General features: G+C 45.5%; 21 protein-coding genes. 15 read left to right on the forward strand and 6 right to left on the reverse strand.

Annotated features, from left to right (window positions below; translation table 11 throughout):
• Positions 1-156 precede the first annotated feature (156 nt).
• The 6 genes from MD588_RS07820 to MD588_RS07845 all read left to right on the forward strand — a co-directional run bounded on the left by MD588_RS07820 (position 157) and on the right by MD588_RS07845 (position 7,490).
• On the forward strand, positions 157-1,950 hold the full coding sequence (locus tag MD588_RS07820) for an ABC transporter transmembrane domain-containing protein (protein WP_265696503.1): 1,794 nt from the start codon (positions 157-159) through the stop codon (positions 1,948-1,950).
• A gap of 101 nt (positions 1,951-2,051) precedes the next feature.
• Entirely contained in the window at positions 2,052-2,279 is a 228-nt protein-coding gene (locus MD588_RS07825; protein WP_265696504.1) for a hypothetical protein, read from the forward strand.
• Position 2,280: 1 nt separating this feature from the next.
• The gene (locus MD588_RS07830; RefSeq protein WP_265696505.1) at positions 2,281-4,611 is read left to right on the forward strand and encodes an efflux RND transporter permease subunit; all 2,331 of its coding nucleotides are present in this window, start codon (positions 2,281-2,283) and stop codon (positions 4,609-4,611) included.
• Positions 4,593-5,381, forward strand: a complete 789-nt coding sequence (locus tag MD588_RS07835) for an outer membrane lipoprotein-sorting protein (RefSeq protein WP_265696506.1) — start codon at positions 4,593-4,595, stop codon at positions 5,379-5,381. Before MD588_RS07830 ends, MD588_RS07835 begins: the two co-directional genes overlap by 19 nt.
• On the forward strand, positions 5,378-6,568 hold the full coding sequence (locus tag MD588_RS07840) for a hypothetical protein (RefSeq protein WP_265696507.1): 1,191 nt from the start codon (positions 5,378-5,380) through the stop codon (positions 6,566-6,568). Before MD588_RS07835 ends, MD588_RS07840 begins: the two co-directional genes overlap by 4 nt.
• Positions 6,569-6,848: 280 nt before the next feature.
• Complete coding sequence (locus MD588_RS07845) at positions 6,849-7,490, forward strand: TIGR04219 family outer membrane beta-barrel protein (RefSeq protein ID WP_265696508.1); 642 nt, start codon at positions 6,849-6,851, stop codon at positions 7,488-7,490.
• A gap of 74 nt (positions 7,491-7,564) precedes the next feature.
• On the opposite strand, the gene MD588_RS07850 is transcribed toward MD588_RS07845, so the two are convergent.
• Positions 7,565-9,025 (reverse strand): cytochrome P450, encoded by a 1,461-nt coding sequence (locus tag MD588_RS07850; protein ID WP_265696509.1) that lies wholly within the window; start codon positions 9,023-9,025, stop codon positions 7,565-7,567.
• Positions 9,026-9,229: 204 nt separating this feature from the next.
• Between MD588_RS07850 and MD588_RS07855 the strand changes: the two genes are divergently transcribed.
• Complete coding sequence (locus MD588_RS07855) at positions 9,230-10,525, forward strand: lipopolysaccharide biosynthesis protein (RefSeq protein WP_265696510.1); 1,296 nt, start codon at positions 9,230-9,232, stop codon at positions 10,523-10,525.
• A gap of 100 nt (positions 10,526-10,625) precedes the next feature.
• Here the strand turns inward: MD588_RS07855 and MD588_RS07860 are convergent, their stop codons facing one another.
• The 3 genes from MD588_RS07860 to MD588_RS07870 all read right to left on the reverse strand — a co-directional run bounded on the left by MD588_RS07860 (position 10,626) and on the right by MD588_RS07870 (position 14,339).
• Positions 10,626-11,309, reverse strand: a complete 684-nt coding sequence (locus tag MD588_RS07860) for a response regulator (protein ID WP_265696511.1) — start codon at positions 11,307-11,309, stop codon at positions 10,626-10,628.
• A complete protein-coding gene (locus MD588_RS07865; protein ID WP_265696512.1) occupies positions 11,299-12,903 on the reverse strand; it encodes an ATP-binding protein in 1,605 nt (534 codons plus the stop codon). Before MD588_RS07865 ends, MD588_RS07860 begins: the two co-directional genes overlap by 11 nt.
• A 152-nt stretch (positions 12,904-13,055) precedes the next feature.
• The gene (locus tag MD588_RS07870) at positions 13,056-14,339 is read right to left on the reverse strand and encodes a 2-hydroxycarboxylate transporter family protein (protein WP_265696514.1); all 1,284 of its coding nucleotides are present in this window, start codon (positions 14,337-14,339) and stop codon (positions 13,056-13,058) included.
• Between the two features lie 236 nt (positions 14,340-14,575).
• Between MD588_RS07870 and MD588_RS07875 the strand changes: the two genes are divergently transcribed.
• The 4 genes from MD588_RS07875 to MD588_RS07890 all read left to right on the forward strand — a co-directional run bounded on the left by MD588_RS07875 (position 14,576) and on the right by MD588_RS07890 (position 19,782).
• Positions 14,576-15,343, forward strand: a complete 768-nt coding sequence (locus tag MD588_RS07875; RefSeq protein WP_265696515.1) for a metallophosphoesterase — start codon at positions 14,576-14,578, stop codon at positions 15,341-15,343.
• A 233-nt stretch (positions 15,344-15,576) separates the two neighbouring features.
• Positions 15,577-17,373: an RICIN domain-containing protein gene (locus MD588_RS07880; RefSeq protein WP_265696516.1), complete on the forward strand. Its 1,797-nt coding sequence runs from the start codon at positions 15,577-15,579 to the stop codon at positions 17,371-17,373.
• Positions 17,374-17,557: 184 nt separating this feature from the next.
• On the forward strand, positions 17,558-17,887 hold the full coding sequence (locus tag MD588_RS07885; RefSeq protein WP_265696517.1) for an EF-hand domain-containing protein: 330 nt from the start codon (positions 17,558-17,560) through the stop codon (positions 17,885-17,887).
• Between the two features lie 302 nt (positions 17,888-18,189).
• Positions 18,190-19,782 (forward strand): N-acyl-D-amino-acid deacylase family protein, encoded by a 1,593-nt coding sequence (locus MD588_RS07890; protein WP_265696518.1) that lies wholly within the window; start codon positions 18,190-18,192, stop codon positions 19,780-19,782.
• A gap of 104 nt (positions 19,783-19,886) precedes the next feature.
• On the opposite strand, the gene MD588_RS07895 is transcribed toward MD588_RS07890, so the two are convergent.
• Positions 19,887-20,072 (reverse strand): hypothetical protein, encoded by a 186-nt coding sequence (locus MD588_RS07895; protein WP_265696519.1) that lies wholly within the window; start codon positions 20,070-20,072, stop codon positions 19,887-19,889.
• Positions 20,073-20,427: 355 nt separating this feature from the next.
• Here MD588_RS07895 and efpL point away from each other — a divergent pair, with 355 nt between their 5' ends.
• The 3 genes from efpL (at position 20,428) to MD588_RS07910 (ending at position 22,368) form a co-directional block, all read left to right on the forward strand.
• Positions 20,428-20,994: an elongation factor P-like protein EfpL gene (efpL, locus tag MD588_RS07900; protein ID WP_265696521.1), complete on the forward strand. Its 567-nt coding sequence runs from the start codon at positions 20,428-20,430 to the stop codon at positions 20,992-20,994.
• Positions 20,995-21,274: 280 nt separating this feature from the next.
• A complete protein-coding gene (locus MD588_RS07905; protein WP_265696522.1) occupies positions 21,275-21,835 on the forward strand; it encodes a CDP-alcohol phosphatidyltransferase family protein in 561 nt (186 codons plus the stop codon).
• Positions 21,836-21,981: 146 nt separating this feature from the next.
• The gene (locus MD588_RS07910; protein ID WP_265696523.1) at positions 21,982-22,368 is read left to right on the forward strand and encodes a nuclear transport factor 2 family protein; all 387 of its coding nucleotides are present in this window, start codon (positions 21,982-21,984) and stop codon (positions 22,366-22,368) included.
• Positions 22,369-22,488: 120 nt separating this feature from the next.
• Here the strand turns inward: MD588_RS07910 and MD588_RS07915 are convergent, their stop codons facing one another.
• Positions 22,489-23,976, reverse strand: a complete 1,488-nt coding sequence (locus tag MD588_RS07915) for an oligopeptide:H+ symporter (RefSeq protein WP_265696524.1) — start codon at positions 23,974-23,976, stop codon at positions 22,489-22,491.
• Positions 23,977-24,729: 753 nt separating this feature from the next.
• Between MD588_RS07915 and MD588_RS07920 the strand changes: the two genes are divergently transcribed.
• The gene (locus MD588_RS07920) at positions 24,730-25,593 is read left to right on the forward strand and encodes a hypothetical protein (RefSeq protein ID WP_265696525.1); all 864 of its coding nucleotides are present in this window, start codon (positions 24,730-24,732) and stop codon (positions 25,591-25,593) included.
• The last annotated feature ends 21 nt before the right edge of the window (positions 25,594-25,614 follow it).

Here is a 25,614-nt window from a genome sequence, read left to right on the forward strand (position 1 = left end):
CATGGATGCTGCTCAATTTTGACTGCACTCTTCTTCTGTATTGTTATACCCAAGTATCTTGAGGTAATTTGGGTCTAGAGTACTGAATAGTCTCCCTTCATTTTCAGATCGGCTGTTCTTTCTCATTTTCATAGTTTAATTAAAACACGGTAGGTTATGACCCACGATAAAGCCGATAGCTCTAAAAATAAAAGAGCATTAGAAACACTCTTGCCATTTCTGCGCTTTGTAAAGCCCTATAAAGCCATGGCTGTTGCTGCGCTGTTGGCCTTGTTAGTGACTGCAGCTGTTACTCTGGCTATTGGTCAGGGAGTAAGAATGGTTATCGACAATGGGTTTATTGCCGGGTCGAAAGAGCAGCTGGGGAGCGCAATTGTGGTGATGGTCATTTTGATCACCTTGCTGGCTGTTGGTACTTTTACGCGGGTATATCTGATGTCCTGGCTGGGTGAGCGAGTGAGTGCAGATATTCGAAAGGCAGTCTTTGAGCGCTTGCTAGGCTTTCATCCTAGCTACTTTGAAGAGAATCGTAGCGGCGAGCTAATGTCGCGCCTGACTACTGATACGACATTGCTACAGTCAATTATCGGCTCATCCTTTTCGATGGCACTGCGTAGTAGCCTTATGCTTATTGGCGGTTTGATCATGTTGGTTATCACTAATCCGAAGCTCACGATGATGGTGATGGGTTGCGTCCCCGTTGTGCTAATGCCGATGCTGTTTTACGGGCGAAAGGTACGGCGGCTGGCTCGAAAGAGTCAGGACACCATTGCTGAGGTTGGTACCTATGCCGGCGAGATTATTCAGAATATTAAAGTGGTACAAAGCTATACCCGAGAAAGTCAGGAAAAGCAGGCGTTTGGTAATGAAGTCGAGAATGCTTTTGCTGTGGCCCGACAACGAATCAAGCAGCGTTCGATATTGATTGCGACAGTGATATTTCTGGTGTTCGGTGCCATCAGCATTATGCTTTGGATTGGCGGCATGGACGTATTGGCTGGAAGGATCAGTGAGGGGGAGCTGGCGGCCTTTGTTTTTTACGCCATCATGGTGGCGATGTCCCTGGCAACGATTTCTGAAGTTTATGGCGAGTTACAGCGGGCATCAGGTTCCGCAGAACGTCTGCTTGAGTTGCTTGCAGTGGAAAGCGCAATCCAGGCCCCGCAACAGTTGGCGCCTCTTGACGATTTTGCCGATACCGTTATTGCCTTTGAGCGGGTGGATTTTTGTTATCCGTCACGGCCAAATAGCCCTGCTCTTAAAGGTATTAATCTTGGTATTAAAAAAGGGCTGGTGGTTGCTTTAGTCGGGCCATCTGGAGCAGGTAAAACGACCCTGTTTGAATTACTGCAGCGCTTTTATGACCCTCAGAATGGCGAAATCCGGTTCAAAAACGCCCCGATCCAGCAACTCGATCCCAAGCACCTTCGCCAGCAAATGGGGATGGTACAGCAGCAGCCGATCATGTTTAGCTCCGATGTCTGGCACAATATCCGCTATGGTCGCCCCGATGCTTCGGATGAGGAGGTGATTGTGGCAGCTAAGCGGGCTCATGCCCATGAGTTTATTCTAGAATTGCCTGACGGATATAAGAGTTATCTTGGCGAGCAAGGGGTTCGCTTGTCTGGTGGACAAAAACAGCGTATTGCCCTTGCCCGAGCTATCCTCAAAGATCCAGAAGTCTTGCTATTAGATGAGGCGACCAGTGCCCTGGATGCTGAGAGCGAGTTTCATGTTCAGGCTGCGCTGAATGAGTTAATGGAGAATCGGACAACCTTGATTATTGCTCACCGGCTTTCTACGGTCATTCATGCCGACATGATAGTGCTAATGGAGGATGGGCGAATAAAGGCCTGCGGGACTCATGAAGAGTTGTTGAAACAGTCCGAACTGTACCAGCGGCTGTGCGAGCTGCAATTTGAACCTTATGAGAACGAAAAAAGCCAATGAGTTGATAACATTCCTTAGCATTGAAGCGGGTTGTACTAGTATGACAGCTATATTTAGTCATTAGGTGTGCAAACTCTGAACTTTGATGTCGAGGTGGCGACATGTGTTTCTTTTTTAGCCTGATACCAGCAACGTTTTGGTTGGTTATCGGCTATGTTGTCTTGTTTATGTCCTCTAAGGCGAACGGTCGCCTGCAGCTAGTTGGCCGGATTCTGGCAACATGGGTGTTCATGATTGCTGGCGTTGTCCTGTTAGTGGGTTTTGTTGTTACCGTCAGTGGTCTTTGTCCGTTTTCCGATATGTTGCACCACATGGGTTATCGGAGCTGACGTGAGTGATATACCGAATGAAGATTTCAGTCATCGGGTTATCAACTATCGCTGGTGGTTTATAGCTACAACAATACTTATTTTTCTTGTCACTGCCAGTGGTGCTCGCTACCTGACGATCAACAATGACACCCGTGTTTTCTTCAGCGAGGGAAACCCACAGTTCAAGGCTCTGGAAGCGCTGGAAAACACCTATACCAAAGATCAAAGTGTTGTTTTTGTTATCGCACCGAAGAACGGCAATGTCTTTACCCGCGAAACCCTCTCGGCGATTGAGGAACTGACCGAGAGTTCTTGGCAAATCCCTTATTCAAGCCGGGTCGATTCCGTCACCAATTTCCAACATGCCTATGCCGTTAACGATGATCTTATTGTTGCCAATTTGGTCGAGAATGCGGACCAGCTGAGGGATGACGAGCTGACTCGAGCCCGGAGTGCGGCGCTTGCCGAGCCGCAACTGGTTAATCGCCTGCTTTCCTCCTCAGGGCATGTAACCAGTGTTTTCATTAACTGCCTTTATCCAGGAGAGTCACTGGATGAGGTATCACAGATCACTGCATTTTCACGTAACCTTGCCGAAGAATTCCGTAGTAAATATCCCGATCTCGATATCTATCTGTTCGGCAGTATTATTATGGACAATGCCTTTGGTGAAATAGGGCTCGATGACATGATGACCTTGATCCCGTTCATGTACCTGACATTGATTGTGATCATCGGTTTGTGTCTGCGTTCGGTCATTGCGGTCTTCGCTACGTTTCTGATCATTCTGATGTCTATGATGACCGGCATGGGATTAGCCGGATGGCTGGGGATAAGCCTTAACGCAGCCTCAATTGCTGCACCGACAATTATCATGACTCTTGCTGTGGCTGACAGCGTGCATATTCAGGCGTCAGCCTATCAGTTGATGCGTGAAGGCCAGTCAAAGCATGAGGCAATTGCCGAGTCTCTCAGGATTAACCTTCAGCCAGTGTTTCTGACCAGCATTACCACCGCTATTGGCTTTTTGTCGATGAATTTCTCTGATGCCCCGCCATTTAGAGATCTTGGCAATATCGTCTCTATGGGGGTAATGGCTGCCTTTGTCTATTCCGCTTTGCTTCTTCCGTCGCTACTGAGTGTGTTGCCACTCCGGGCAAAAAAAAGCGAGCGGGCTGTGAACGTACCGTGCTGCAACAGGTTGGCATGTTTCATTATCAGAAGGCGCAAAGCTGTGTTTTGGAGTTCGCTATTGGGGATTACGTTGTTAAGTGTCGGCACCTTACGGATAGAGCTGAATGACAGTTTCCTCTACTACCTCGGCGAGCGATATCAAGTGCGCCAGGCTGGTGATTTTTATCAGCATAACCTGAGTGGTGCTGATGTGATTGAGTACTCCCTTAATGCAGGCGAATCGGGAGGGATCAACAATCCCGATTATCTGGCAACCGTGGAAGCCTTTGCCAATTGGTATCGTGAGCAGCCCAAGGTTGTGCAGGTAAGTACCATTACCGATACGGTGAAACGCCTGAACAAGAACATGCATGGTGATGATGAGACATATTACCGTATCCCGGAATCACGGGAGCTTGCTGCCCAGTACCTGTTGCTTTACGAGTTATCGCTACCTTTTGGCCTCGATCTTAATAACCAGATCAATGTCGATAAATCGGCAACTCGGATGTCGGTGATAATCAGGGACACAACGACCCGCGAGATTCGAGAGCAGGATGAAAGAGCGCGGCAGTGGCTGAAGCAGCATGCCCCACCAGGCATGTTTACCTATGGTTCGGGGCTGTCGGTGATCTGGGCGCACCTCTCAGAGCGCAATATCTACAATATGCTCGGAGCCTCTTTCGGGGCCCTGATGCTGATTTCTTTGCTCCTTATTTTTGTCCTGAAGAGCGTTCGCCTTGGGCTTGTCAGTCTGCTTCCCAATCTTGTTCCGGCATTGATGGCATTCGGACTGTGGGGGATGACGATAGGGCAGGTTGGGCTCGGCTTATCGGTCGTTGTTGCGATGACTTTGGGTATTGTTGTTGATGATACGGTGCATTTTATCAGTAAGTATCTGCGTGCCCACCGAGAGCATGGCATGAATCCCGCGCAGGGGATTCAGTATGCATTTCATACGGTTGGGACGGCAATGTGGGTGACAACGGTCGCACTGGTTGCGGGCTTTATGGTGCTGACGCTTTCCGGTTTCAGAATGAATTCCGATATGGGACTGCTCTCAGCCGTGACTATTTTGTTGGCACTGGTTATGGACTTTTTATTCCTGCCAACCTTGTTAATGATCACTGGCAAACACCGGAAACAAGGAGAACAGCCATGCGAAAAATGCGAGTAGTCGTACTATTTTTAACACTGTTGCTTCCGATAACAGTAACGGCCGTAACGCCTGAGCAGAAAGGGCTCGAGATTGCGCGGGAAGCCGACCGGCGGGATAGCGGCTGGAATGACTCTGAGTCGAAGCTGACGATGATCCTGCGCAACCGTCATGGTGATGAGAGCCGAAGGGAGATGCGAGGCAAGTCCCTTGAAGTTCAGAAAGACGGTGATAAAACACTGACAACTTTTGATACCCCAAAAGATGTAAAAGGTACGGCTTTTCTCAACTTTACCCATAAGGTAGGGGATGATGATCAGTGGTTATATTTACCAGCTCTCAAACGGGTAAAGCGGATTGCGTCGCGTAACAAGTCGGGATCCTTTGTCGGTAGTGAATTTGCCTATGAAGACATATCGAGCCAGGAACTTGAGAAGTACACCTACAAGTGGTTGCGGGATGAGATCTACCAAGGGCGAGATTGTTATGTGGTTGAGTCTTATCCGGTTGATAAAAAGTACTCCGGCTATACCCGATTGGTCAGCTGGATAGACAAAGCTGAATACCGAAGTTGGAAGATAGAATTCTATGATCGTAAAAAGTCCCATTTTAAGACCCTGACCTTCAAGAACTACAAGCAATATTTGGGGAAATACTGGCGTCCCGGTGAGATGAATATGGTGAATCATCAAAATGGTAAGAGCACGCAGTTGATTTGGCACTCATATCGATTTCGCACGGGACTTAGTGACCGAGACTTTACCAAGAATAGCCTAAAGAGAGCCAAATGAAACCGTTGCTGATAGTAATACTATTGGTTCTTCTGGTATCTGCCGAGATAAAGGCGGCGACTGTCGAGTACTCCGGTTATGTGGCTACTGAAACAAGCCTGTTTGCACAAGCCACGAAATTTTCCGAGCAGAGTCAGCATAGTGTCTCTGTTGCTACGCAGCCTGAGCTATATCAGGAATGGGATAGCGGAACGAGTTTTACTTTTGTTCCGTTTGGACGGCTGGACAGTGCTGATTCAGAGCGGAGTCATGTTGATATTCGTGAATTGAATGTACTGTTGCTTGACGGTAACTGGGAAATGCGGCTTGGGCTTGGCAAGGTTTTTTGGGGAGTGACCGAGTTTGTTCATCTGGTTGATATTATTAATCAGACAGATCTAGTAGAGAATATCAATGCCGAGGAAAAACTGGGTCAGCCGATGGTGCACTTTACGCTGATTAAGGATTGGGGGGTTGCTGAGCTGTTCGTTCTGCCTTATTTCCGTGAACGAACCTTTCCCGGTGTAAACGGGCGCTTGCGTACGGAATTGGTTGTGGATACTGATCGTGCCCGTTATGAAAGTAGTGCCGAGCAGCACCATACCGATTTATCTGTACGCTATAGCCATACTTACGGTGAGCTGGATCTCGGCTTGCATTACTTTACTGGCACTGGTCGTGAACCGACTTTGCTACCACTAAGCGATAGTGGTGGCCAGCTGGTGCTAATTCCATTTTATGAACAGATTAATCAAATTGGAACAGACATACAGTTGGTGGCTGGTGAGTGGCTGTGGAAACTGGAGGCACTGTATCGAAATGGACAGGGAGATGGCTATACTGCGGTAGCGGGAGGCTTTGAATACACCTTTGTCGGTATTGTCGACACTGCGATGGATCTCGGTGTCATTACCGAATATGTTTATGACAGCCGAGGCAACCGTGCAACAACACCGTTTCAGAATGATGTGGTTATCGGCCTGCGGTGGGCTGTCAATGATCTCAATGATTCCACCTTGCTGGCCGGCTGGCTGCAGGACCTGGAGAATCCGGCAAAAATCTTTCAGATTGAAGCCAGCAGACGCCTTAGTGACCAGTGGAAGGTTGAGCTGGAATTACGTACTTTCCAAGACCTACCGAAAAGCGATCCTATATATAGTTTGAGTGATGATGATCATCTGAAGCTTGAGCTTGCCTATTATTTCTGAACCCGTTTAATCCTGCTAGTTTCGTGATATTCAGCTGACTGATTCGGTGCTGCTTTCTCACGCTGTTCTTAGTATCAATGGCTTATCAATCTTCCTGTTTATGATAGCTCTCGCTGCGCGAATACGGCGCTGGTACTACCAATACTCTCAGCTATTGATAATTATGGTGATATGGTCGCTGTAAGTATATAGTCGCCGTGAATGCATTGTGATGGCGTAATTTTGCCTCATGATCCAGATCTCACGAGAATGATATTTTAAACAGTTAAGGACAATGAAAGTGAAGAAAACAGTGTTAGCAGCATTATTAACTACGGCTCCGTTTATGGCTTCCGCTGACGTGGTGTTGGGCGGGGATGTTGAAGTTAATATGTGGCAACAAACACATAATTTTGCAGGTTCTGAAGTGGATGGTGATGACACTAGTTACACTTTTGAAGCTTCTCTTGAGCACATTTTGCCTCTTATTCCAAACTTTAAACTAGGTCAGTCTTCTGTCGATAATGATGACTATTCATATACTAAGCGTGATTACACCCTGTATTATGAGTTTTTGGACAATGATTTAGTGTCGGTCGATGCGGGCGTCGGTATTACAGAATTTACCGATGGTGAACTAAACGTTGTTATATCTGAAGATTTTAGCGGTTTTGTTCCTCACTTATATGCGGCAGCGGAAGTGGGTATCCCTATGACGCCGTTGTTTGTGTTTGCAAAGGGCTCTGGTATTGGATATGGCGACAATAACTTGATTGATGCGTCTGTAGGTATTCAATATTCGATTGGCCTTTATGCTTTTGATCTTGAACTTCAGGCGGGCTATCGAGTTCACCAACTTGATTTAGAAGATTTTGATGACTTAAGTGTTGATCTGGATGCTAAGACGGATGGTCTGTTTGCTGGTGTAAACTTCGATTTTTAAAGACTAGCTGGCATAATCTTGATTATATTTTCACCGCACTTATGTGCGGTGAAATTTTAGGATTGTGTACTGCTCTAGGGGGCGGCATCGTTATTACGCTTGGGGCTCAGACAAACCATCAGGTTCTTTGGCCGCATAGTGATGGCAAACTCTTCTTCGACAACAACCTCCAGTTCTGGGGGGGAAATATCAAAGTGCTGACAGAGCATAGCGATAACCATTTTTACCTCCATAAAAGCAAGTGACTCTCCGGGGCAATGGCGAGCTCCTCCGCCAAAGGGAAAATGCGTTGTCGCTTTATGTGGGCAAGCTTCAGTTGCCACCGCCTGCTCTAACCAGCGCTCGGGTATAAATTGCTGTGCATTTATAAAGCGCGTCTCGTCGAGTCCACCGAGTCGGGTCAATAAAAACAGGCCAGTGCCTGCAGGTAGTTCTGTGCCATCGGTTAGCGTCAGTTGGTCTGCTGTTTCCCCCGAGATCATAGGGGCTGTTGATTTCAGCCGTAGGGTTTCTCGTGCTGCGGCTTCGAGATACGTTAGTTCATCAAGTGCCTGAACCGTGATGTGCCCGTTATGCAGGGATTTAACCTTGTCGACTTCCTCGTTAATTTGATGCTGCACATCTGGCCTCTGGCTGAGAAAATACAGCATCCAGGCAATAAGGTTCGAAGTTGTATCTTCGCCTGCGAGCAAGAGTGTCAGAATGTTGGCAAACAGTTCTTCATTGGTCAGGCGATCATTGTCGTCATCAGAGGCCAGCACCATGGCCTGTAAGATGTTTTCTGGCGCTTCGACGAGATGAGGTTTTTTCTGCAGCTCTTCTCGGGTTTGTGCAACGATTTCAAATGCATAGTTTTTTACTTCCACCAACGCTTTGTCTAATTCCCGATCTTGTTTCAACTTAAAGTACTGCCAGTAGGGGAAGGGCATTTTGGTTCGGCTGTTTAGTTGTGGAAAAATGACTTCGAGGTGTTTCTGGAGTCCATCGCCATCACTTTCCAGAAGACGTGTGTCATGCCCGAACACCAGTGATGTGGTGATATCGACGGTAAATCGGCGTAGGTCATCATGAATGGCGATATTGTGATCTTGCTGAGTTTGTTGAAGCAGGCGGCGGTGAAGCCTTTTGGTTGTTTGTTCTAGCAAAGGGAAAAAGGAAATCAGGCTTTTCTTGCTAAATGAAGGCATGATGAGCTTGCGCTGTCGCTTCCAACTCTCGCCATTAGCAGAAAGTACGCCGTGAATACCGAGCTCTTTGAATACTTGTTCTAGATTTTTGGAACGATTAATAGATTTCGGCCGGCGGCGCAATAGGTCTTTGACCATCACGGGATCCGATATCACCACAAACACCTTACCGGCAAGATTTATCCTAAAAATATCGTCATACTCCAGACTCCACTTTTCCAGTATCTGGTGTATCTTGCTTGACTTTAGTTGCCGGAAATTGCCAAGCAACGGCCATCCTTTGGGCTGGGGCAGTTCATCCAATGTTCTTTTGACCAACTGATTAGACCGTATTACAGACTCCGTCATGTTTCACTCCTTTTGTGTAATAACCAGCCCTTATTTTTAACAAGCGGTTTGGTAACCATTAAGGTGACACATCGTACCAGTTGATAAGTATAGTTAGGTCTGAGCAATGGAAGACTAATTTTCCTATTTTGCTCAGTATTTCGATGAGATCTAATTGAGCGAATCAAGTAACATGCCGCCATCGTTAATAATATTGTCTGCTTTATGAAAATGAATTCAGCCCAGGGAGTGCCGCAAAATGATGCGCTTCCACGTCTTAAAAAAGCATTTATTACGGGCATTTGGGCAACACTCGCCAGTATCTCAGTTGGTTTTCTATTCAAAATTTGGCTGGCACAGTGGGTGCCTAAAGGGGATCTGGCGCTGTTCAACAGTGTGGTGGATATTATTTCGCTGTCACTGATTCTGATGACGGGTTTTCGATCATCAATGGTGGTGAGCTACAGCCAGACTCAAAACGATAACGATATCATTAATATATTTCGCTTTTGCTTGATTATCATGGTGCTGATCACCTGGGGGTTGGTGCTCCCCTATATCAAGCACGAATTACATATCAATGTTAGCTATCTGCAGCTGGTCGGAATAATCTTTAGCATGGGACTCAAGGTATATTTCACTAACCTGGTAGCTATGTACCGCCTCTACAGTATTTCCAACAGGGTCACTTGGCTCGAACCGTTAAGCAATGTGCTGCTGTTCTTAATGTGCTATTACCTACTTCGGCTGGATGCGCTCTCATCGTTGTTTTATAGCATGAGCCTGTCGTCTTTGGGTGTGGCTATATACATGTATGTACACCGACGCAAAGAGATAGCGACCCGTCCGTTGGCTGCCGTGCACTTAGATCCCACACTTATCAGTTACGTAAAGAAGAGCTTTACGGCCTCGCTGGAAGCCGGAGCCAGTATCTTGATGATATACATTACTGTACTGCTTACGATTAGCCATTTTAGTATCGATGAGCTGGGTGATTTCCAGGTCATTGTAAGACCGGTATTTACTTATCTGACCATGCTGTTTGTGTTCCCGATCTACCGTTTTGTATTGCCAGAGCTGGCTGTATGTGTACGAAAAGAGCAGCATGAGCAGGTTCGCTCTATTCGTCGCTGGGTATTCAGGCTGGCTTTTATCGTCGGGGCGGTGTTCTTCCTAACTATGCTGATAGGCGGAGAACAAATCGTGATGTGGGTTTTCCCGCCAGAGTATATTGGCGCGGTGCCGGTGTTGTTCCACTTCTCGATATTTTTTGTATTTATGATGCTCAACGCTTACCAGTTGGCGTATATCAAAGCACACGGCCATTTTACGCAAAGCCTGATTATTCGCATTAGCGGCATTGTTACCTTGGTGGCGGCGTATTATTTGCTGGCGGTGTTTACGACTAATGTGGTGGCCATTATTGTCGCCCTTGGTATGGGCTATGTCATGATGTTCATTCTCTCGAGCATTGCTGAAAATCGGATACTACGTGGATACCGCGAAGCAATAACGGCTTAGCAGCCAACCGCAAAATACTGTTCATAAAAAAGCCTCATAAGTGTTCTAATGCTAGTGGCAGTATATGAGGCTTTTTCATTATTGGGCGATCACTTAGGCATCATTCGACCATCTGATACAGGCGGCGAGGACGACCGCCGGTCTTGTAATTAAGCACCAGGCGGATCATGCCTTCTGATTCCAAGAACTCCAGATAGCGTCTGGCGGTAATACGGCTGACATTCATGCGCTCGCCAATATCATCGGCAGAGAAATCATGCAGTTTTTCATTGCGCAATATGGACTTTAGCGAAGCGAGAGTGGTGGCATCAATGCCCTTGGGAGTCTGGCGTAACTGCTTGACAGGCGCTTTGCGAAACAGTTGGTCGATATCATTTTGATCCACTGTTGTCGCGCGTGACAGCGTCTGTTTATATTGCTTGTAGTCTTCTAGGGCCTGATTCACCCGCGACATGCGGATTGGTTTGACAAGGTAATCCGCCACGCCCAGCTGGACGGCTTTTTCGACGGTCGCCGTTTCACGCTCCGCGGTCGTCATGATGAAGTCGCAATCTGCATGTTGCTCTCGTAGCTGGCGAATGACATCAATTCCGTTGCCGTCGGGCAGGGTAATATCGACAAAGATCAGTGACGGTTTGTAGGCCTCGTAGTGCAATAGGGCATCGGCACAACTTTCGCTGGCTGCAACCACCGTGAAGTCAGGGTGTTGGTTGATGGTTGATTCAAGTGTATAGCTGGCTCGAATGTCATCTTCAATAAGCATGACTGTGGTTTTAGTCATCATGGGCGATTTCATTTTTATCTAGGTAAATGCTAAATAGCGTGGTGTTCTGCTCGGTACGTTCCCAGTCGATACTACCATTAAAGTAATCAACAAGCTGTTTGACCAAGTACAGACCAATGCCGTTCTGTTCGGTATCGTCTTTGGAGCTTACGCCGAACTCTAAGATACGATCGGTAATATCCTGAGGTACACCAGCGCCGCTGTCTTGGATCTCCAAAATAATATGATGGCTGCGGTCACTTAAATAGACCTGTATCTCAGGAGCTGCGTTCTCTCTATTTTGCCATGACGCGAGCAGGGCATTGTCGATCAGGTTGCCGAGAATGGTGACAAACTTTTCCGAGATGTTCTTTTCGTAACTCGATAAGTTGGTATCGATATCAATGGTGAACTTGACGCCAACCTCCGAGGCTTTATTGAATTTTGCCAGCAACAGGCCGGCAACCGCACTGTCAGTGACCGACAGAACGATACTGCGAATAATCGACTGGTAGCGATCTGTCTCTTGCTGGATGAAGTCAATGGCTTCGTCGTACTTCCCGACTTGCAGCATGCCCGACAGAACATTGAGCTTATTGGAATACTCATGGGTTTTGCTGCGTAGCAATTCTGCGTAATTCTTGAGGTAGGTGACCTCGCGTTCTAATTCATTTTGCTCAAGGTTGGCGAAGAATACGATCACATGGCCGAGTGATCCTTTTGGACTATTGATCGGGTATACATTGGCTTTGTATTTGAGCTTGCCGATAGTGAACTCGTCCTGGTGGAATGCTCCGCGGTTTGCCAATACCAAGTGGCTTAACGGGGTGGAGTAGCGTGATAACGGTTGGCTGACATAGTCGTAGCGCCCCAGAACCCCCATCGACAGCATCTTGATGGCACTGTTATTTATGGCGGTGATGTTCATGTTGTTATCAACGGCAATAATCGCGTCGCGAATACTGTCCAGGATCATTTCATGCTCGCGAAATTTGTTGACGATAAACTCGGGCTCGTAATCGAGGAAGGTTCGTTTCATTTTGAAGACAAAGGCACCGGTAATACCGATTCCCAATAAATAGACGATCCCAACCAGTAGGCCGATATGACCATATTGCTGATACAAGATGTCGGTCATTTTATCCGAGAGGTAGCCGATGCTGACTGCGCCGATGATCTCGTCGTCCAAGAAGATTGGAGAAAAATTGCGGATAGCCTTGCCAAGTGAGCCGGATGCTACGCTACTGAACTCTGTACCTCGTTCAAGGGCGGGTTTGATATCGTCACCAATGAAGTGCTTGCCGATCTTTTCAGGATTTGGGTGGGTGAGGCGCATAGCATTCTTGTCGACCACGACCATGTAGGAGGCATCGGTACGTATCCGAATATCTTCGACGTAACTCTGCAGATCGAAGCTTTGTTGATTGTTTTTGGCATTAACGGCGTTAATAACCACGGGATCATGCGCGACAACCCGTGCTAGCTCTAAACCTCGGGCTTGAATGCCTTCGATATGCGAATTTTGCAGCAAGAAAAAAATGGCAGTAGTGACGGCGATAACGATAGAAGAGGTGGTCGCAACCGTGGTTAAGGCCAGATAACTCTTAAGTTTCATGATTATTATTCGACGGCTTGGGTTGTGAGGGGAGGAGTATAACTGAAGATATACAGTGATGGATGTATTGTTATGTCTGTGTCCCCCAAAGTAGCTTGGGTATATAGTACGAGCTGACGGCTTTTCCGCCAGCTCATGGGCGATAGGTGGGGTTACTTGAGCAGTTCGATGATCAAGGTGGCGAGGATCAGCATAAAGGCGCCGCCGATCCGTGACGAGATCTGGGCAAATGGCATTAGTTCCATTCGCTTACTCGCCGCTAGCACGGCAACATCACCTGTACCGCCCATATTTGCCATACATAGCCCCGCAGTGATTGCAGCTTCAATTGGGTGGAAGCCCATTAATCGGCCAACAATACCGGCTCCAATAATTGCGCCTAGCACAGTTGCGAATACCAAAAGAAAGTAAACCAAGTTCAATGACGCAATGATCTGGTTTAGATCGGTATACGCAACACCGATGCCGACAAGCAAAGCGGGTGTTAGGTTATCAACCACGAATTTGTACCAGGCATGTGCGGCTTTTTCTAGTTCGCGAGGCATGAAGCCGGTGACCTTTACAACGGCCACGAAGATGATCATTAGTGCGTAGGTGTGCATGCTAATGATGTTGCTGAGCATAGTACCTACGAAGAACATGGTGATAGCAAGCAAAGCACCTACACCCAGAACGTTAATCGAGGTCGGCTGCTCTTGCTGCTGGGTATCCTGCTGTTGTTCACTGCCACGCATCAGTTTGCCGTTGCCTGTCAAAGAAGGGTAGAACTTCCCCAGTTTGTCGAGCAGACCAGCCATTACGATAGCGATGGCATTACCAATAGCCAGTGCCGGTACCATTTTTGAAAGTAGCATTTCTGCAGACATGCCTGTGTTACCCGACATAATCTCTACCAGTGGTACGGCACCTGCTCCCATGCCGCCGCCCATGATCGGCAGCGAAATAAGCATGACCGAATCAAAGAAGCCGTGACCCAGCACGCTGCCAACCAGTCCGGTAAACAGGAAGGCACAGGCAACACCACCGAGAATAACCGGAATGTATTTCAATGCCGCTTTTTTCAGAACATTGGTGTCCATGCCCAGAATTGAACCGGTAACCAAGCTGGCGATAAAGAAGGATAGGAAGCCGCCACCTTTTACAAACGTGGTGATGGTGTCGGCTGTTTCATGGGGAATGATGCCACTGTGGAAAATGTAGGAAGAGCCGAAAATGATAACAATGGCACCGCCACCAAAGAATTGGTTAACGATAGGGGTTTTGTCGCCAGCCACGTTAAGGATATAGCCGACAACGGCCATTACGCCGATCGCACCAATGATACCTGTTGGGATTTCATTCTGTACCGTCGCAAAAAGAATAACGGCGGCAGAGAGCGCAAAAATGACGTTAATCATGCGCTTGTCGCTTTGTGTCATCGCGTCGTTGGAAAACATGGTTCACCTATTTTGTAGGGTTGTTTTGATTTTTGCGTAGTCTAACAACACTTTCGGGGAGGTATGTTGAGTGGTCTGTTTATGTAACTATCTAAGGCTTTTGTAACTTTTGTAAGTGGTTTTGAAAATACTGAACAAAGCGAAAGGAGAAAGGTGTGCAGGTCGATTTTGGCTGGATTAATCTTAAATTATCCAAGGTGTAATTGGCTTGGAGATAATTTGCGAAAAGGCCAAGTATGCGTGTCCAGTATCAGTCTGATTTACATTTAGAGTTTATGCCGGAGCCTGCGGATTACTCGATTCCGCAGACAGACGCTGATGTGATTGTACTTGCCGGTGATATTGGGGTGAGGTGTGATGTTCGTTATATCGACTGGGTGCTTAGCCAAACCCGCAATAAATTTACCATTGTGGTGGCAGGCAACCACGAGCCATACCAGTCAACATGGCAGAAATGCATACGAAGCTGGCGTAATGCAACGCGAGGAACACATGTTCATTTCCTGGAATGTGAGTCGATAGAAGCTTTCGGCGCGCGTTTTTTAGGAGCAACACTGTTTACTGACTACGATCTCTTTGGTAGTCATGATGAATCAATGATCTGTGCCGCAGCTGGGCTAAATGACCACCGTCAGGTTTGTGTGGAGCCGACATTCCGGGCTTTTACACCCAGCGACGCGCTGGAAAAGCACATTGCAGCTATCGACTTTTTGGAAGCGGAGCTTGGCAAACCATACATTGGTAAGACAGTGGTGGTAACTCACCATGCCCCAAGCCCGCGCTGTCTCGCTCAATCTTTCCGCGATCATTATTTGGCCCCTGCCTATGCGAGCGATCTGGAACATATTATGGTGAAGCATGAGATCACGGCTTGGTTTCATGGCCATCTCCACTATAGTGTTGATTTCCAAGTTCACCATACCCGTGTGCTATGTAACCCTAGGGGATACTGGCCGCACCAGCTTAATGCTGACTTTGAGCCTAGCAAAATTGTGGTGATTTGATGGCTGGGGTCACTCTGAACTCTGCTTCTGAAAGTAACTAGGGATAGATCCTAGGGTATATCCCTTATTTTATAAAACAGAAATTAAATCGACGCGATGTGTTGAAAAAACGATTAATTTTTAACTCAAGGACTCAAATATTTAAATTCGATATGGTTGGCTATTGCCCATAAGAATAGAATGCGCTCGAAACATCATTTCAATTAATAAGCAATAAAAAAACGGGAAATGACATGAGTAAAATATTATACCCGCTTGTCGGTATGAGTTTGATGGCGTTAAGTCCATTGAGTTATTCATCCAATTTGCAGCAGAACGATCCCATCTCAGATATTATCCAATCTACAACACCATTTTATCAGCAACAGTGTCATTTATATGGCGTTGTGAATAATCTTCCCAAAGATTGTAATTATTATGTGTTGAATCTAAGTGACGTCAGCAAAGAAGATAGAAAATTATTCACTGCGAAATTGTTGGGCTTAGGGGTAGAAAGTGAAACAGTATTAGTCACCAAACCCAACAACCTCAAAAAAAGGCAAATATACTTATTGGATACGCCTGATGTTGACTACATGCTTTCTAGTCTTGTCAATGACTTAAGTCAGGTGAGCCGGGTTAGGCGCTCGACATCCCAAGAGAATGGCAGTGTCATGGAGTTTATTCTACATAGGCGCTTTAATGTCGAAAGAAAGAATAAAGGCAATGTAACCTTAAAATATAAGGTTCGTTTCTATAGCAAATCCCCATTTTATGCCGGTTCTGGCGACAAAGATAAGTATGTAGAAATTGTTCTTGCCGAAGGCTCAGGCGTTGATATGGGTATGGAAGGCAGTTGGTCTGATATCTACCGCCGTTGGTACCATAACAGTAATACTAGTTATGTTTATAATGAGTATCTTGATGCTGTCGATGTCGATATTAAAGTGAATGACAAAGCCAAGTTATCATCAGGCCAAATTTATCTGAATGACTTGTATCCAAGGATGCAGGATCAAGTGGAATCAAAAATTGAAAAAGAAACCAGCACCAGCATTAAAGTTGGCCTTGGTTTTTCTCCGAAGATCCCGATCAAAGATATCGAATATAAGTTTACCGACAAATATAGCATCACCAATAAGAAAGAATTTGGCCTGGTCACCAAAACTAATAGTGACGGCTATAACATTAAGTATGTGAACAACAAATACGGCTCGTCAGTTTCTGCAGTAAACGGTTTCTGTAACTTGGGGACGGCTGACGGCTGGTGCTGGGATTATGACGAACGTCGTGGTAATCCTTGGGACTTTGATAAGCTGAGAGCCAATAATCCATTGGCAGTAAGTGGTTTACGCCCGGATTTTGTTGCGAAAATTGCCGGCAGAGAAGGTATTTCCGGAACCTCTGATATTAGAGTTAAAACGACGGTAGATAGCCTGGCGCTATTTGGCCACAACAACTGGGTTATTGGTCGACGTTATGCATCGGGTAGTCAGCTTTGGACTTCGAACACTAGCGCTGATCCCGATTGGAAAGAGTCTAGGGATTTTGAAAAACTATCATATACAGATCAGTTTAATGTGACGGTTGACTGGAACAGTCCTTGGTTCCTGGGGGCGGATTCGGTCACGATCAAATCGACGTACCTGAGTCAGGATTCCGCACAGTGCCTGACCGTGCTTAATGGTAGTACACTTGGATTCCGTGACTGCATTGATGGTTCTAAATCCCAGTCCTTCGTATATGATCAGGAAAAACGATACCGCAGCGTTGCCAATATCGAGCAGTGTTTGGATACTTCTGGTGGGACCTTGTCACTGAGTTCAAACTGCTACGCTGACTTTGCACCCAATACCCAAGTTTGGTATTGGCAGGAACCTAATGGTTTTGCTAACGACGTGCTCTTTACTGTGAATCATGATCGAACAATTAACGCGATTGATGCATCGTCCAGTACGCCAACTCTTGTTACACTGGACGACAATGAAGAAAAGCCGGAAGGAGCGCTATATACCAGCCGGTTTACGGATTTTAGCACCATACGTCCTTAATTAGCTGCGAATACTGGCTCATTAGTGCTTGCTTGCATTGATAAGTGAGTGATTGCTATCTAAAACCACTCCGTTTGACGGGGTGGTTTTTTACTTGTTTGGTTTTACAAAACATTACACAGACTGACACTGGCATACCTATAAAGTAGTATCATTGTGGTGAGCAAGAGCAAAGGAGGCTACCATGATGAACTCGAAAATTACCCTCGTTGCGGCTATTGGTCTTTGCTTAATATCAGCGACAAGTTTGGCGGCGATGAACAAAGGGATGCCATTTAGCAGTAATATGCCCCAGTTCAACGAAATAGACCAGAATCAGGATGAAACCATCAGCCCTGCAGAGTTTGAACAGTTCCGTCAACAGCGGATTAGCGAACGCGCTGCAGAGGGACGTATGATGAAGAACCTGAATCAAGTGAACAAATTCGACGTCATCGATGCAAATCATGATAATTTGATTGATGCCGAAGAGTTTAGTAATCACCAAGCCAACCGCCGTATGGCTAACTGGTAAGTAAGCTATAGTAGTCAGCAAGCTGAAGCCGTAAGCCCATTTCTGATGGGCTTTTCATTGCCAACCAATCGTGTCCTCCTACTCAATCTCTTCATTCTAATTCTCTAGAATGGGGCGAATCCAACCTTCTAAATTCATCTTGTAAATTAGGTGCCTGTTATTTACAGCCGCCTATAGACCTCAATCACTTGGCAATTGATTTTAATTGTGAATATCAAGCTGTTGCTTATGGGGGATGAGGTATAAAATGTTCAAACACGCCTTTGGAAGGCGGTGGTAATCGTTTGCTGATGGAGTAGAACATGCGCCAGTTAATAAAAAATGCAACAGTCATTGACGGAAGCGGCTGTGCTGCTTTTGGCGGTGATGTTTTGATTGACGGACAGATGATTGCGGAGGTCGCTCCGACTATATCAGCTGCAGTTGATGAGGTGATTGACGCAAAAGGCGCATTTGTTACTCCCGGATTTATTGATGTGCACAGCCATGCCGATTTAGCAACATTTATACCACAGGGTTTTAAGCCCAAAATACTGCAAGGGATAACCACCGAGCTGGTGGGATTGTGTGGCCTTGGTGTTGCCCCGCTCCCCAAAGCACTCCAACGGGAAGTCAGGGATCGGCTTATTATCGGCAACCCGCCAATTGATTGGACATGGGATGATTACCCAAGTTTCGGTGCTGCCCTCGAGCAGCGTGGGTTGGAAGTTAATCTGTCCGCTTTTGTTCCGCATGGCCTGTTGCGATACCAGATCTGTGGCAACAACAGCATACCCATGAATGCAGAGCAGCGAACCAGACTGGCTAGACTGACGGATGAGACACTGGCCGCGGGTGCCCGTGGTGTCAGCATGGGGTTGATTTACCATCCGGCACTATTTAGCGATAAGAAAGAGTTATTGGCGGTCGCTAAAGTCGCGGCACAACACCGCAAACCTTTGGTTGTGCATGTGCGTAGCGAAAGTGATGAGATCTTAGAAGCGGTGAAGGAGATGATTGCACTGTCGCAGCAGGCAGGGTGTCAGCTGCATATATCCCACCTGAAGCTGATTGGGCGTCGTAATGCAATCAAGTTAGAACCTTTACTCTCACTCATCGACCGCTATGGCCTCACCTTCGATCAGTACCCGTATCATTATGGCAGTACGACACTTTTTTCGATTTTACCGCCGGCTCTTATTCGTGAATATGCGCCTGATGCTCTGATGAAAGCATTACAGACTCAGCCTATAAGGAAGCAGGTAAGGGACTGGTTTGCAGAACGCATTTTACCTCAGGCTGGTGAACCATGGGATAATTTGCCCGCACTGGTTGGGTGGGAGAATATCCTGATTTGCGAAGTAGAAAGTCAATCTGCGCGACGATGGTTGGGACGTTCGATAACCGAATGCGCTCAGCGGACAGATCAGCACCCGGTTGATTTCGTCCTTGACCTGCTGATCAGCGAGCGCGGTAATGTACGAATGATCGATTATTTTATGGATGAGGCGCTGGTGGAGCGAATTTTTCAGCATCCGCGTGGGATGGTAGGTACGGATACTATTTTCGGTGGGCGACTTCACCCAAGGGTGAGCGGGACATTTCCGCGCATCCTTAACCAATTTGTCAGGCGGCAACAGCTGCTACCGATTGAGCAGGCCATTCGTAAGATGACTAATCTAAGCGCAGAGACTTTTGCGCTTCACCGCCGCGGAAGAATTGCCCCTGGTTACTATGCCGATATCAGTGTGTTTGGCTCCGAGTTTACCGATCACTCAACCGTTGAACAGCCTGAAGCCTATGCCAGTGGTTTACACGGACTATGGATAAATGGCAGTAGGAAGGTTGCGGAAGGAAAATACATGGCAACCCGATCTGGTCAGTTGTTACATCATTGGACGGATAAGGCCAGCTAATATCTTTGCATTACGGGATAAGTAAGAAGGTGGTTTGTATACAAAATCAGGACAGGGGAGCCTTTACCTGTATTAACAAGCATACGTCATCAGCGCTGATGTAGTTATTTTTGGGCGTCGCTATTATCGCTAAACGAACTACTGCCTAGGCTGCGTGCACCTTCTTCTTGCTCTCGTTCTTTGGCTTGCTTTTCGTGTAGAGCTTCTATCAGCTTACGGTCTAGCTCGGCAAAATAGAGATCCTCTTCAGCCTTTCCCCTTAAGAGCATTTTTTCGTTAAAGACAGCCATACTTAATCCCTCAATCAATCCACTCCTTCTTTTAATAGTAGCTGATCGAATGGCAGTTATTTGGGGGAGTCGGCGAGGTGAGCACTTTGTGCTTAAATTTCACATAAGATTTGATTTGAAGCAGGTTTGAAATTCTTCTTCCAGATCATCTTCTGTGTTATTCATCATGTTCATAAGAATGATTTATGTTTGACTATCAAACAGAACATGAAGTTGCATGCGAGATCTTAGTTGCAGTTTAGGGGCATTCTAGTGATTAAAACGTTCAATAAATCAGCACTTCTTTCTTATAGTACTTGCCTAAAATTCAGTTCATGCTAATTTCTCATCACAATTAATTTTTGGGATTACAATCATGCCAAAGGCAAGTGAAATTAAGAAGTTTGCAGCTATCGAACATAACGGTAAGGTGTATCTTGTTAAGGAAATTAGCAAGCTAACTCCAAGTGGCCGTGCTGGAGCAAGCCTATACAGAATGCGTCTTTATGATGTAGCAACAGGTGCGAAGGCGGATGAGAGCTTCAAAGCTGATGAGATGATCAATCTTGCTGATTTTAGCCGTCACCAAGCGTCTTTCTCTTACATTGATGGTGACGAATATGTCTTCATGGATGATGAAGACTATACGCCATACAACTTCAATAAAGAGTCAATTGAAGAAGAACTACTTTTCATCACTGAAGAGACGAAAGGTATTCAAGTTCTGACTGTTGATGGTGCTCCGGTCGCTATCGAACTTCCTGCAACGGTTGATCTAGTGATTGTTGAAACCGATCCATCAATCAAAGGGGCATCTGCAAGTGCTCGTACTAAGCCTGCGACTCTAACAACAGGCCTAGTCGTTCAAGTTCCTGAATACATTGCTAGCGGCGAAAAGATCAAGATCAACACCGCTGAACATAAGTTCATGAGCCGCGCTTAATCCTCAGTCACTAGACCTTTTCTCTAGCGACGATCGGGTTACCCCAAATCAAGTGAACGATGGATTTGGGGTAACTTTTAGCTGATATAAAGAACGATATCAGCGATATTAGTATTGCCCCTTCAAAAGTATCGAGCGCCTACTCGCATATCTCTGTTTGCTAATCTCAAAACTGTGCTGCCAATAGATCTTTATTACGCCAGTCGAAAACCATATTTAGGTTTACACTTGAATAAGATATGACCTGAAATAGTACGTACCGGCGGATAGTTAACGAGTTATGACCCATGCTGTAATTAAGCTTATTCCCAATGCTTTAACGACATTACGTATACTATTGGCGGCGCCTATCTTTTTGCTGATCCTGAATGAAAAATACTCGCTTGTTTTGTGGCTGACATTTATTGCCGGGATTAGTGATGGCCTCGATGGTTGGCTTGCTCGTAAATGGGATGTGTTGAGCCGTTTTGGCGCTATTGCCGATCCACTTTCTGATAAAGTGATGTTGGTTAGTGCTTACGTTGCATTTGCGATGGTTGGATTGATCCCTTGGTGGGTTACAGTGATTGTTATTGCAAGGGATGTGGTTATTGTTACCGGCGCAATTACGTATCATTGCCTGTTTGGACGTTATGATATGGCACCAAGTTTCTGGGGGAAGAGCAGTACGCTTGTCCAAATTGTTTTTGCCTTGATGCTAATAACGAACCAGGTCTACCACGTATTCCCTGCATTCAGTATCCAGCTAGGACTGTGGTTGCTGATATTGATGGCTTTCATCAGTGGCGGCCATTATGTCTATGTCTGGGGCGGAAAAGCCTTGGCACAACAAAGAAAATGAAGTGATGTGCAGATACCAATCAACATCAGTATTTGATCATTTTTCCTGGGCAATTTTATGAACATTTACTTATCTTGATTGGTACTATTCCTCCTTTTGTGTAGTATTTTAAATACGCTAAGCGATTGAAAATTAGGGAGGATAAATTGAAAATTCTGCGGGAATTAGAAGAAGCTTTACATCAGTTCGAAGTCAGAACAGACCCAAACCAGCTTAAAACCTTACTTCACGATTCGTTTATAGAAATTGGTTACTCTGGCGAAACGTATAATTACCAAACTATCCTTGATGAGTTACTGGTCGAAGAACCATCATCGTTTGTAATCTGGTCGCAAGATTATGAATATATTGAACTAGCGCCTGATTTCTTTCAGCTCATTTATAGGGAAGCGCGAATGGATGAAAATGGCACCTTAAGTCGACATGCGAAGCGAACATCCCTTTGGTTTAACAATAATGGCCAGTGGCAAATGAAATATCATCAGGGCACACCGACAGATGCGTTTGATAAAGCAGAGAGCACCGGCGTTTGAGGCTGGCAGCTAGGTTGTAATAGCAAACTGATGAATTCAAACGGCGCTGTCTAAACGAAAGCCCAACAAATAATGTATGCATCTGTTGGGCTTAATTTGGATGTTATCTACCAGTCGTGATTAGTGCTGAGCAAGCTCACCTTTCACCGTATTATCTTCAGCCTTCATCATTTTGTTCAGAAGAGGGGCGGTAACTGCCATCAGGATTGCTACGCCCAATGTAACTATACCAATGTTCTGGAATACCTCAGTATATAATGGCAGGGTTTGCAGTGGATCAGTGACGTTTTCTGGAACGGCACTGAACGAAGCCACGTAACCACCAATAATGAATGATGCAGCCTGAGTCAGGAACCATGCACCCATGGTGAAGCCCATCAAGCGCTGAGGAACCAGACTTGCCACCATGGCAAGGCCAAGGCCACTAATTAGTAATTCACCCAAGCTTTGGAATAGGTAAACCAATACCATCCACCATACTGATACCATACCGGTGCTATCAGCAAACATCAGGCCTGCTGCGGCAACAGACAAGAAACCGAATGCACACATAAACATTCCTACGGTAAACTTGCCAGGCATCGAAAGGTCACGACCACGGCTTCCGTAGTAGGTGTACAGGTATGCCAGGATTGGACTACACAACACCACCCAGAATGGGTTCAGAGCCTGCAGACTTACAGGGTTGATATTGAATCCAAACAGCTCGGTGCGAACGTTATAAATCGCGAAGAAGTTAAGTGATGTTGGCATTTGTGCGTAAAGTACATAGAACACGATTGCCTGCAGCATCAATACAAATGCGACGATCATCTTCTTGCGCGCCGCACCTGTCGCCTTGAAGGTTTCCTTCATAAAGATAGTGACTACACCGACACCAATGAGACCAAGCACAAGGTTCGCCATCATGATGTTCTGTAGTAACCATGCGCATCCTAGTGTTGAGAGGATTGTTCCGCCAACAATCATTGCAAGGTATGACATTTTCAGTGGCTCAGAATCAGGCTGAGAGCCAATACCTTGTACCGTTTGACGCAATACAAAGTAGCTAATAAGGCTTGCAAGCAGACCTAGTCCACAAATGACGAATGCCGTCGCATAGCCAAAACTTGCTGCAATCACAGGGCTTAGAGAAAGCGAGATCAAAGAGCCGATATTGATCGACATGTAGTAGAGAGTAAAAGCGCCATCTAGGCGGCTATCACCTTCCTCATAACATTTAGCGAGCAGGCTGGATGGATTTGCTTTGAAAAGGCCATTACCAACAGCAATAGCACCTAGCGCAAAGAAGATGAAGTTAGGCTGTAGAATAGAAAAGCCCATCATGAAATAGCCGATAGCCAGGACGATAGCACCAAACACCATAGTGCGCTTTGTGCCAAGAATATGGTCACCAACATAACCACCAACAGAAACCAGTCCGTATACCAAGGCAGCAAAGGCGCCAAAAGTGACGAATGAATCTTGTTGACTAAATCCAAGTTGTTCGACGAAGTAGACTGCAAGTATGCCCTGCAGGCCGTAGTAACCAAAGCGCTCCCATAACTCGATAAAAAAGATCATCTTAAACGGCTTCGGTTGGTTGAATATGCTTACTTTTTCTACCATTTTGGCTCTTATCTCTATCTGATGTGAATTTCGGCAGAGATTAAACCTGTTATTTGGTCGTTATAAAGTGATATCTGCGATCATTTCAAAATGTTGCATGTGATACGTATCGCATATTTATGAGAATAGTGGTATTACCTATTTGAATTTCTCTCTGCAGTAGTTGGTTATGTCGATGATGCGTGGAATTGGCTTAAGAAATTCGGCCTATTCATGAATTATAAGTAGGAAAAGCGTTATATCTGTCTAACTTTTTAGACTTCAATCAATTTTTATATCCATTCGGTTGATATTATACGAGTTCAATATTGTCAGTGTGGATATGGGGACATTACCCAAGGGCGGTAGCATGTTCTGGCACACCATCTTGCTGCTTAACCGTTTGTTGTCAGTGACAATTGCTGGATACACGAACTCAGCTCGTAAACCTGCTTCGTTAACCTCAGATAACTGGGAAGGTATGCGACTTTAGCTTGTAGAGTAATCGTTATGGGCTAAACGAACAGAAATTAGCGCCGGAAAATTGAATAAGTATATCTTCGCTTTGAAAAGCCTATTATTTGCAGCACTTGGTTCATATTTGTCTTTTGGTTACTTCCGGAACTCTCTGCCCTCCACAAATACTGAACATGGTAGTTATAGTCAGTTTTTTAATTCTTCCCGTTTGTGGCGTGTAATTGTTTTGCTCAGTTAAACATTCACAAACCTTATAGCAGACGTTAGGCCTGCTAGTTATATCATCAAAGGTATTTCATGAAATATATTCTTCTGCTTTTAATATCGTTTCCAATATTTGCTCAAGATCAAGTCCACTTTTCTTTTGGCTATAAAGCTAATACTAAATCTACAGTTGAAACTGAAACTGTTGCAGATGTGGAAATGAGTATACAAGGTGATATCGATACATTACCTGAAGAAGTGGTAGGTCGATTTCCTGTCAGGGTTGTAAGTAAGAATGTAAAAGTTCAATCAGCAACAACAGGAGAAATAAGTGAAGATGGTAAATATCCCATAGAATCTTATGTGTTAAAAGATCGGAACTATTATTCAGTTAATGGATCAGAGATGATTGAAAAAACATCTGGTGCTGTGTCATTGGAAGGATTGAAAATAAAGGGAGAAGGATTACCTAATGGGAAAATAAACTTCCTGTCTGCAGAAGGAGCAAATGTTACCGAAGAGCTTAAAGAGGTTATAAAAAAGGTATTTACTCAGGCCGGAGAGTTAAATGATCTTAATAATAAAACTGTAAGACTCGGTGAGAGTATTTCGGTGAAGCTTCCAATGGTGATACCAATGAACTCTGGAGATCAAGTTTCCTTTGATATGGATATGAAATACACTCTAAATAGAGTTGACGCTGATATTGCTTACTTTGACATTACATATTTTGCAGTAATGGAATTTGAAGTTGAGTCAGGGTATATCAATGTTAAGGGTTCAGGATACGGGACAATGCTTTATGATATTGAGAACACATACATGCCTGAATCGGATACAGTGATGACAATGGAAATGCTTATTCCGAATGGTAGTTACAATTTTATAACCAAAACTACCAGCAGCACTAAGATGATAACTCATTTTGAATCAGGCGTAACAAAGTCAGTGAATTGACATCACTAATAACCCTATATC

It is taken from the genome of Photobacterium obscurum (assembly GCF_026191635.1).
GTDB classification, from domain to species: domain Bacteria; phylum Pseudomonadota; class Gammaproteobacteria; order Enterobacterales; family Vibrionaceae; genus Photobacterium; species Photobacterium obscurum.

Excerpts from the sequence above, each read along its gene's own strand:
- MD588_RS07820 (WP_265696503.1), top strand. The coding sequence starts at position 157 with ATGACCCACGATAAAGCCGATAGCTCTAAAAATAAAAGAGCATTAGAA.
- efpL (WP_265696521.1), top strand. The coding sequence starts at position 20,428 with ATGCCAAAGGCAAGTGAAATTAAGAAGTTTGCAGCTATCGAACATAAC.
- MD588_RS07890 (WP_265696518.1), top strand. The coding sequence starts at position 18,190 with ATGCGCCAGTTAATAAAAAATGCAACAGTCATTGACGGAAGCGGCTGT.
- MD588_RS07915 (WP_265696524.1), bottom strand. The coding sequence starts at position 23,976 with ATGGTAGAAAAAGTAAGCATATTCAACCAACCGAAGCCGTTTAAGATG.
- MD588_RS07920 (WP_265696525.1), top strand. The coding sequence starts at position 24,730 with ATGAAATATATTCTTCTGCTTTTAATATCGTTTCCAATATTTGCTCAA.
- MD588_RS07895 (WP_265696519.1), bottom strand. The coding sequence starts at position 20,072 with ATGGCTGTCTTTAACGAAAAAATGCTCTTAAGGGGAAAGGCTGAAGAG.
- MD588_RS07850 (WP_265696509.1), bottom strand. The coding sequence starts at position 9,025 with ATGACGGAGTCTGTAATACGGTCTAATCAGTTGGTCAAAAGAACATTG.
- MD588_RS07860 (WP_265696511.1), bottom strand. The coding sequence starts at position 11,309 with ATGATGACTAAAACCACAGTCATGCTTATTGAAGATGACATTCGAGCC.
- MD588_RS07835 (WP_265696506.1), top strand. The coding sequence starts at position 4,593 with ATGCGAAAAATGCGAGTAGTCGTACTATTTTTAACACTGTTGCTTCCG.
- MD588_RS07875 (WP_265696515.1), top strand. The coding sequence starts at position 14,576 with ATGCGTGTCCAGTATCAGTCTGATTTACATTTAGAGTTTATGCCGGAG.
- MD588_RS07825 (WP_265696504.1), top strand. The coding sequence starts at position 2,052 with ATGTGTTTCTTTTTTAGCCTGATACCAGCAACGTTTTGGTTGGTTATC.
- MD588_RS07880 (WP_265696516.1), top strand. The coding sequence starts at position 15,577 with ATGAGTAAAATATTATACCCGCTTGTCGGTATGAGTTTGATGGCGTTA.
- MD588_RS07870 (WP_265696514.1), bottom strand. The coding sequence starts at position 14,339 with ATGTTTTCCAACGACGCGATGACACAAAGCGACAAGCGCATGATTAAC.
- MD588_RS07885 (WP_265696517.1), top strand. The coding sequence starts at position 17,558 with ATGATGAACTCGAAAATTACCCTCGTTGCGGCTATTGGTCTTTGCTTA.
- MD588_RS07840 (WP_265696507.1), top strand. The coding sequence starts at position 5,378 with ATGAAACCGTTGCTGATAGTAATACTATTGGTTCTTCTGGTATCTGCC.
- MD588_RS07905 (WP_265696522.1), top strand. The coding sequence starts at position 21,275 with ATGACCCATGCTGTAATTAAGCTTATTCCCAATGCTTTAACGACATTA.
- MD588_RS07865 (WP_265696512.1), bottom strand. The coding sequence starts at position 12,903 with ATGAAACTTAAGAGTTATCTGGCCTTAACCACGGTTGCGACCACCTCT.
- MD588_RS07855 (WP_265696510.1), top strand. The coding sequence starts at position 9,230 with ATGAAAATGAATTCAGCCCAGGGAGTGCCGCAAAATGATGCGCTTCCA.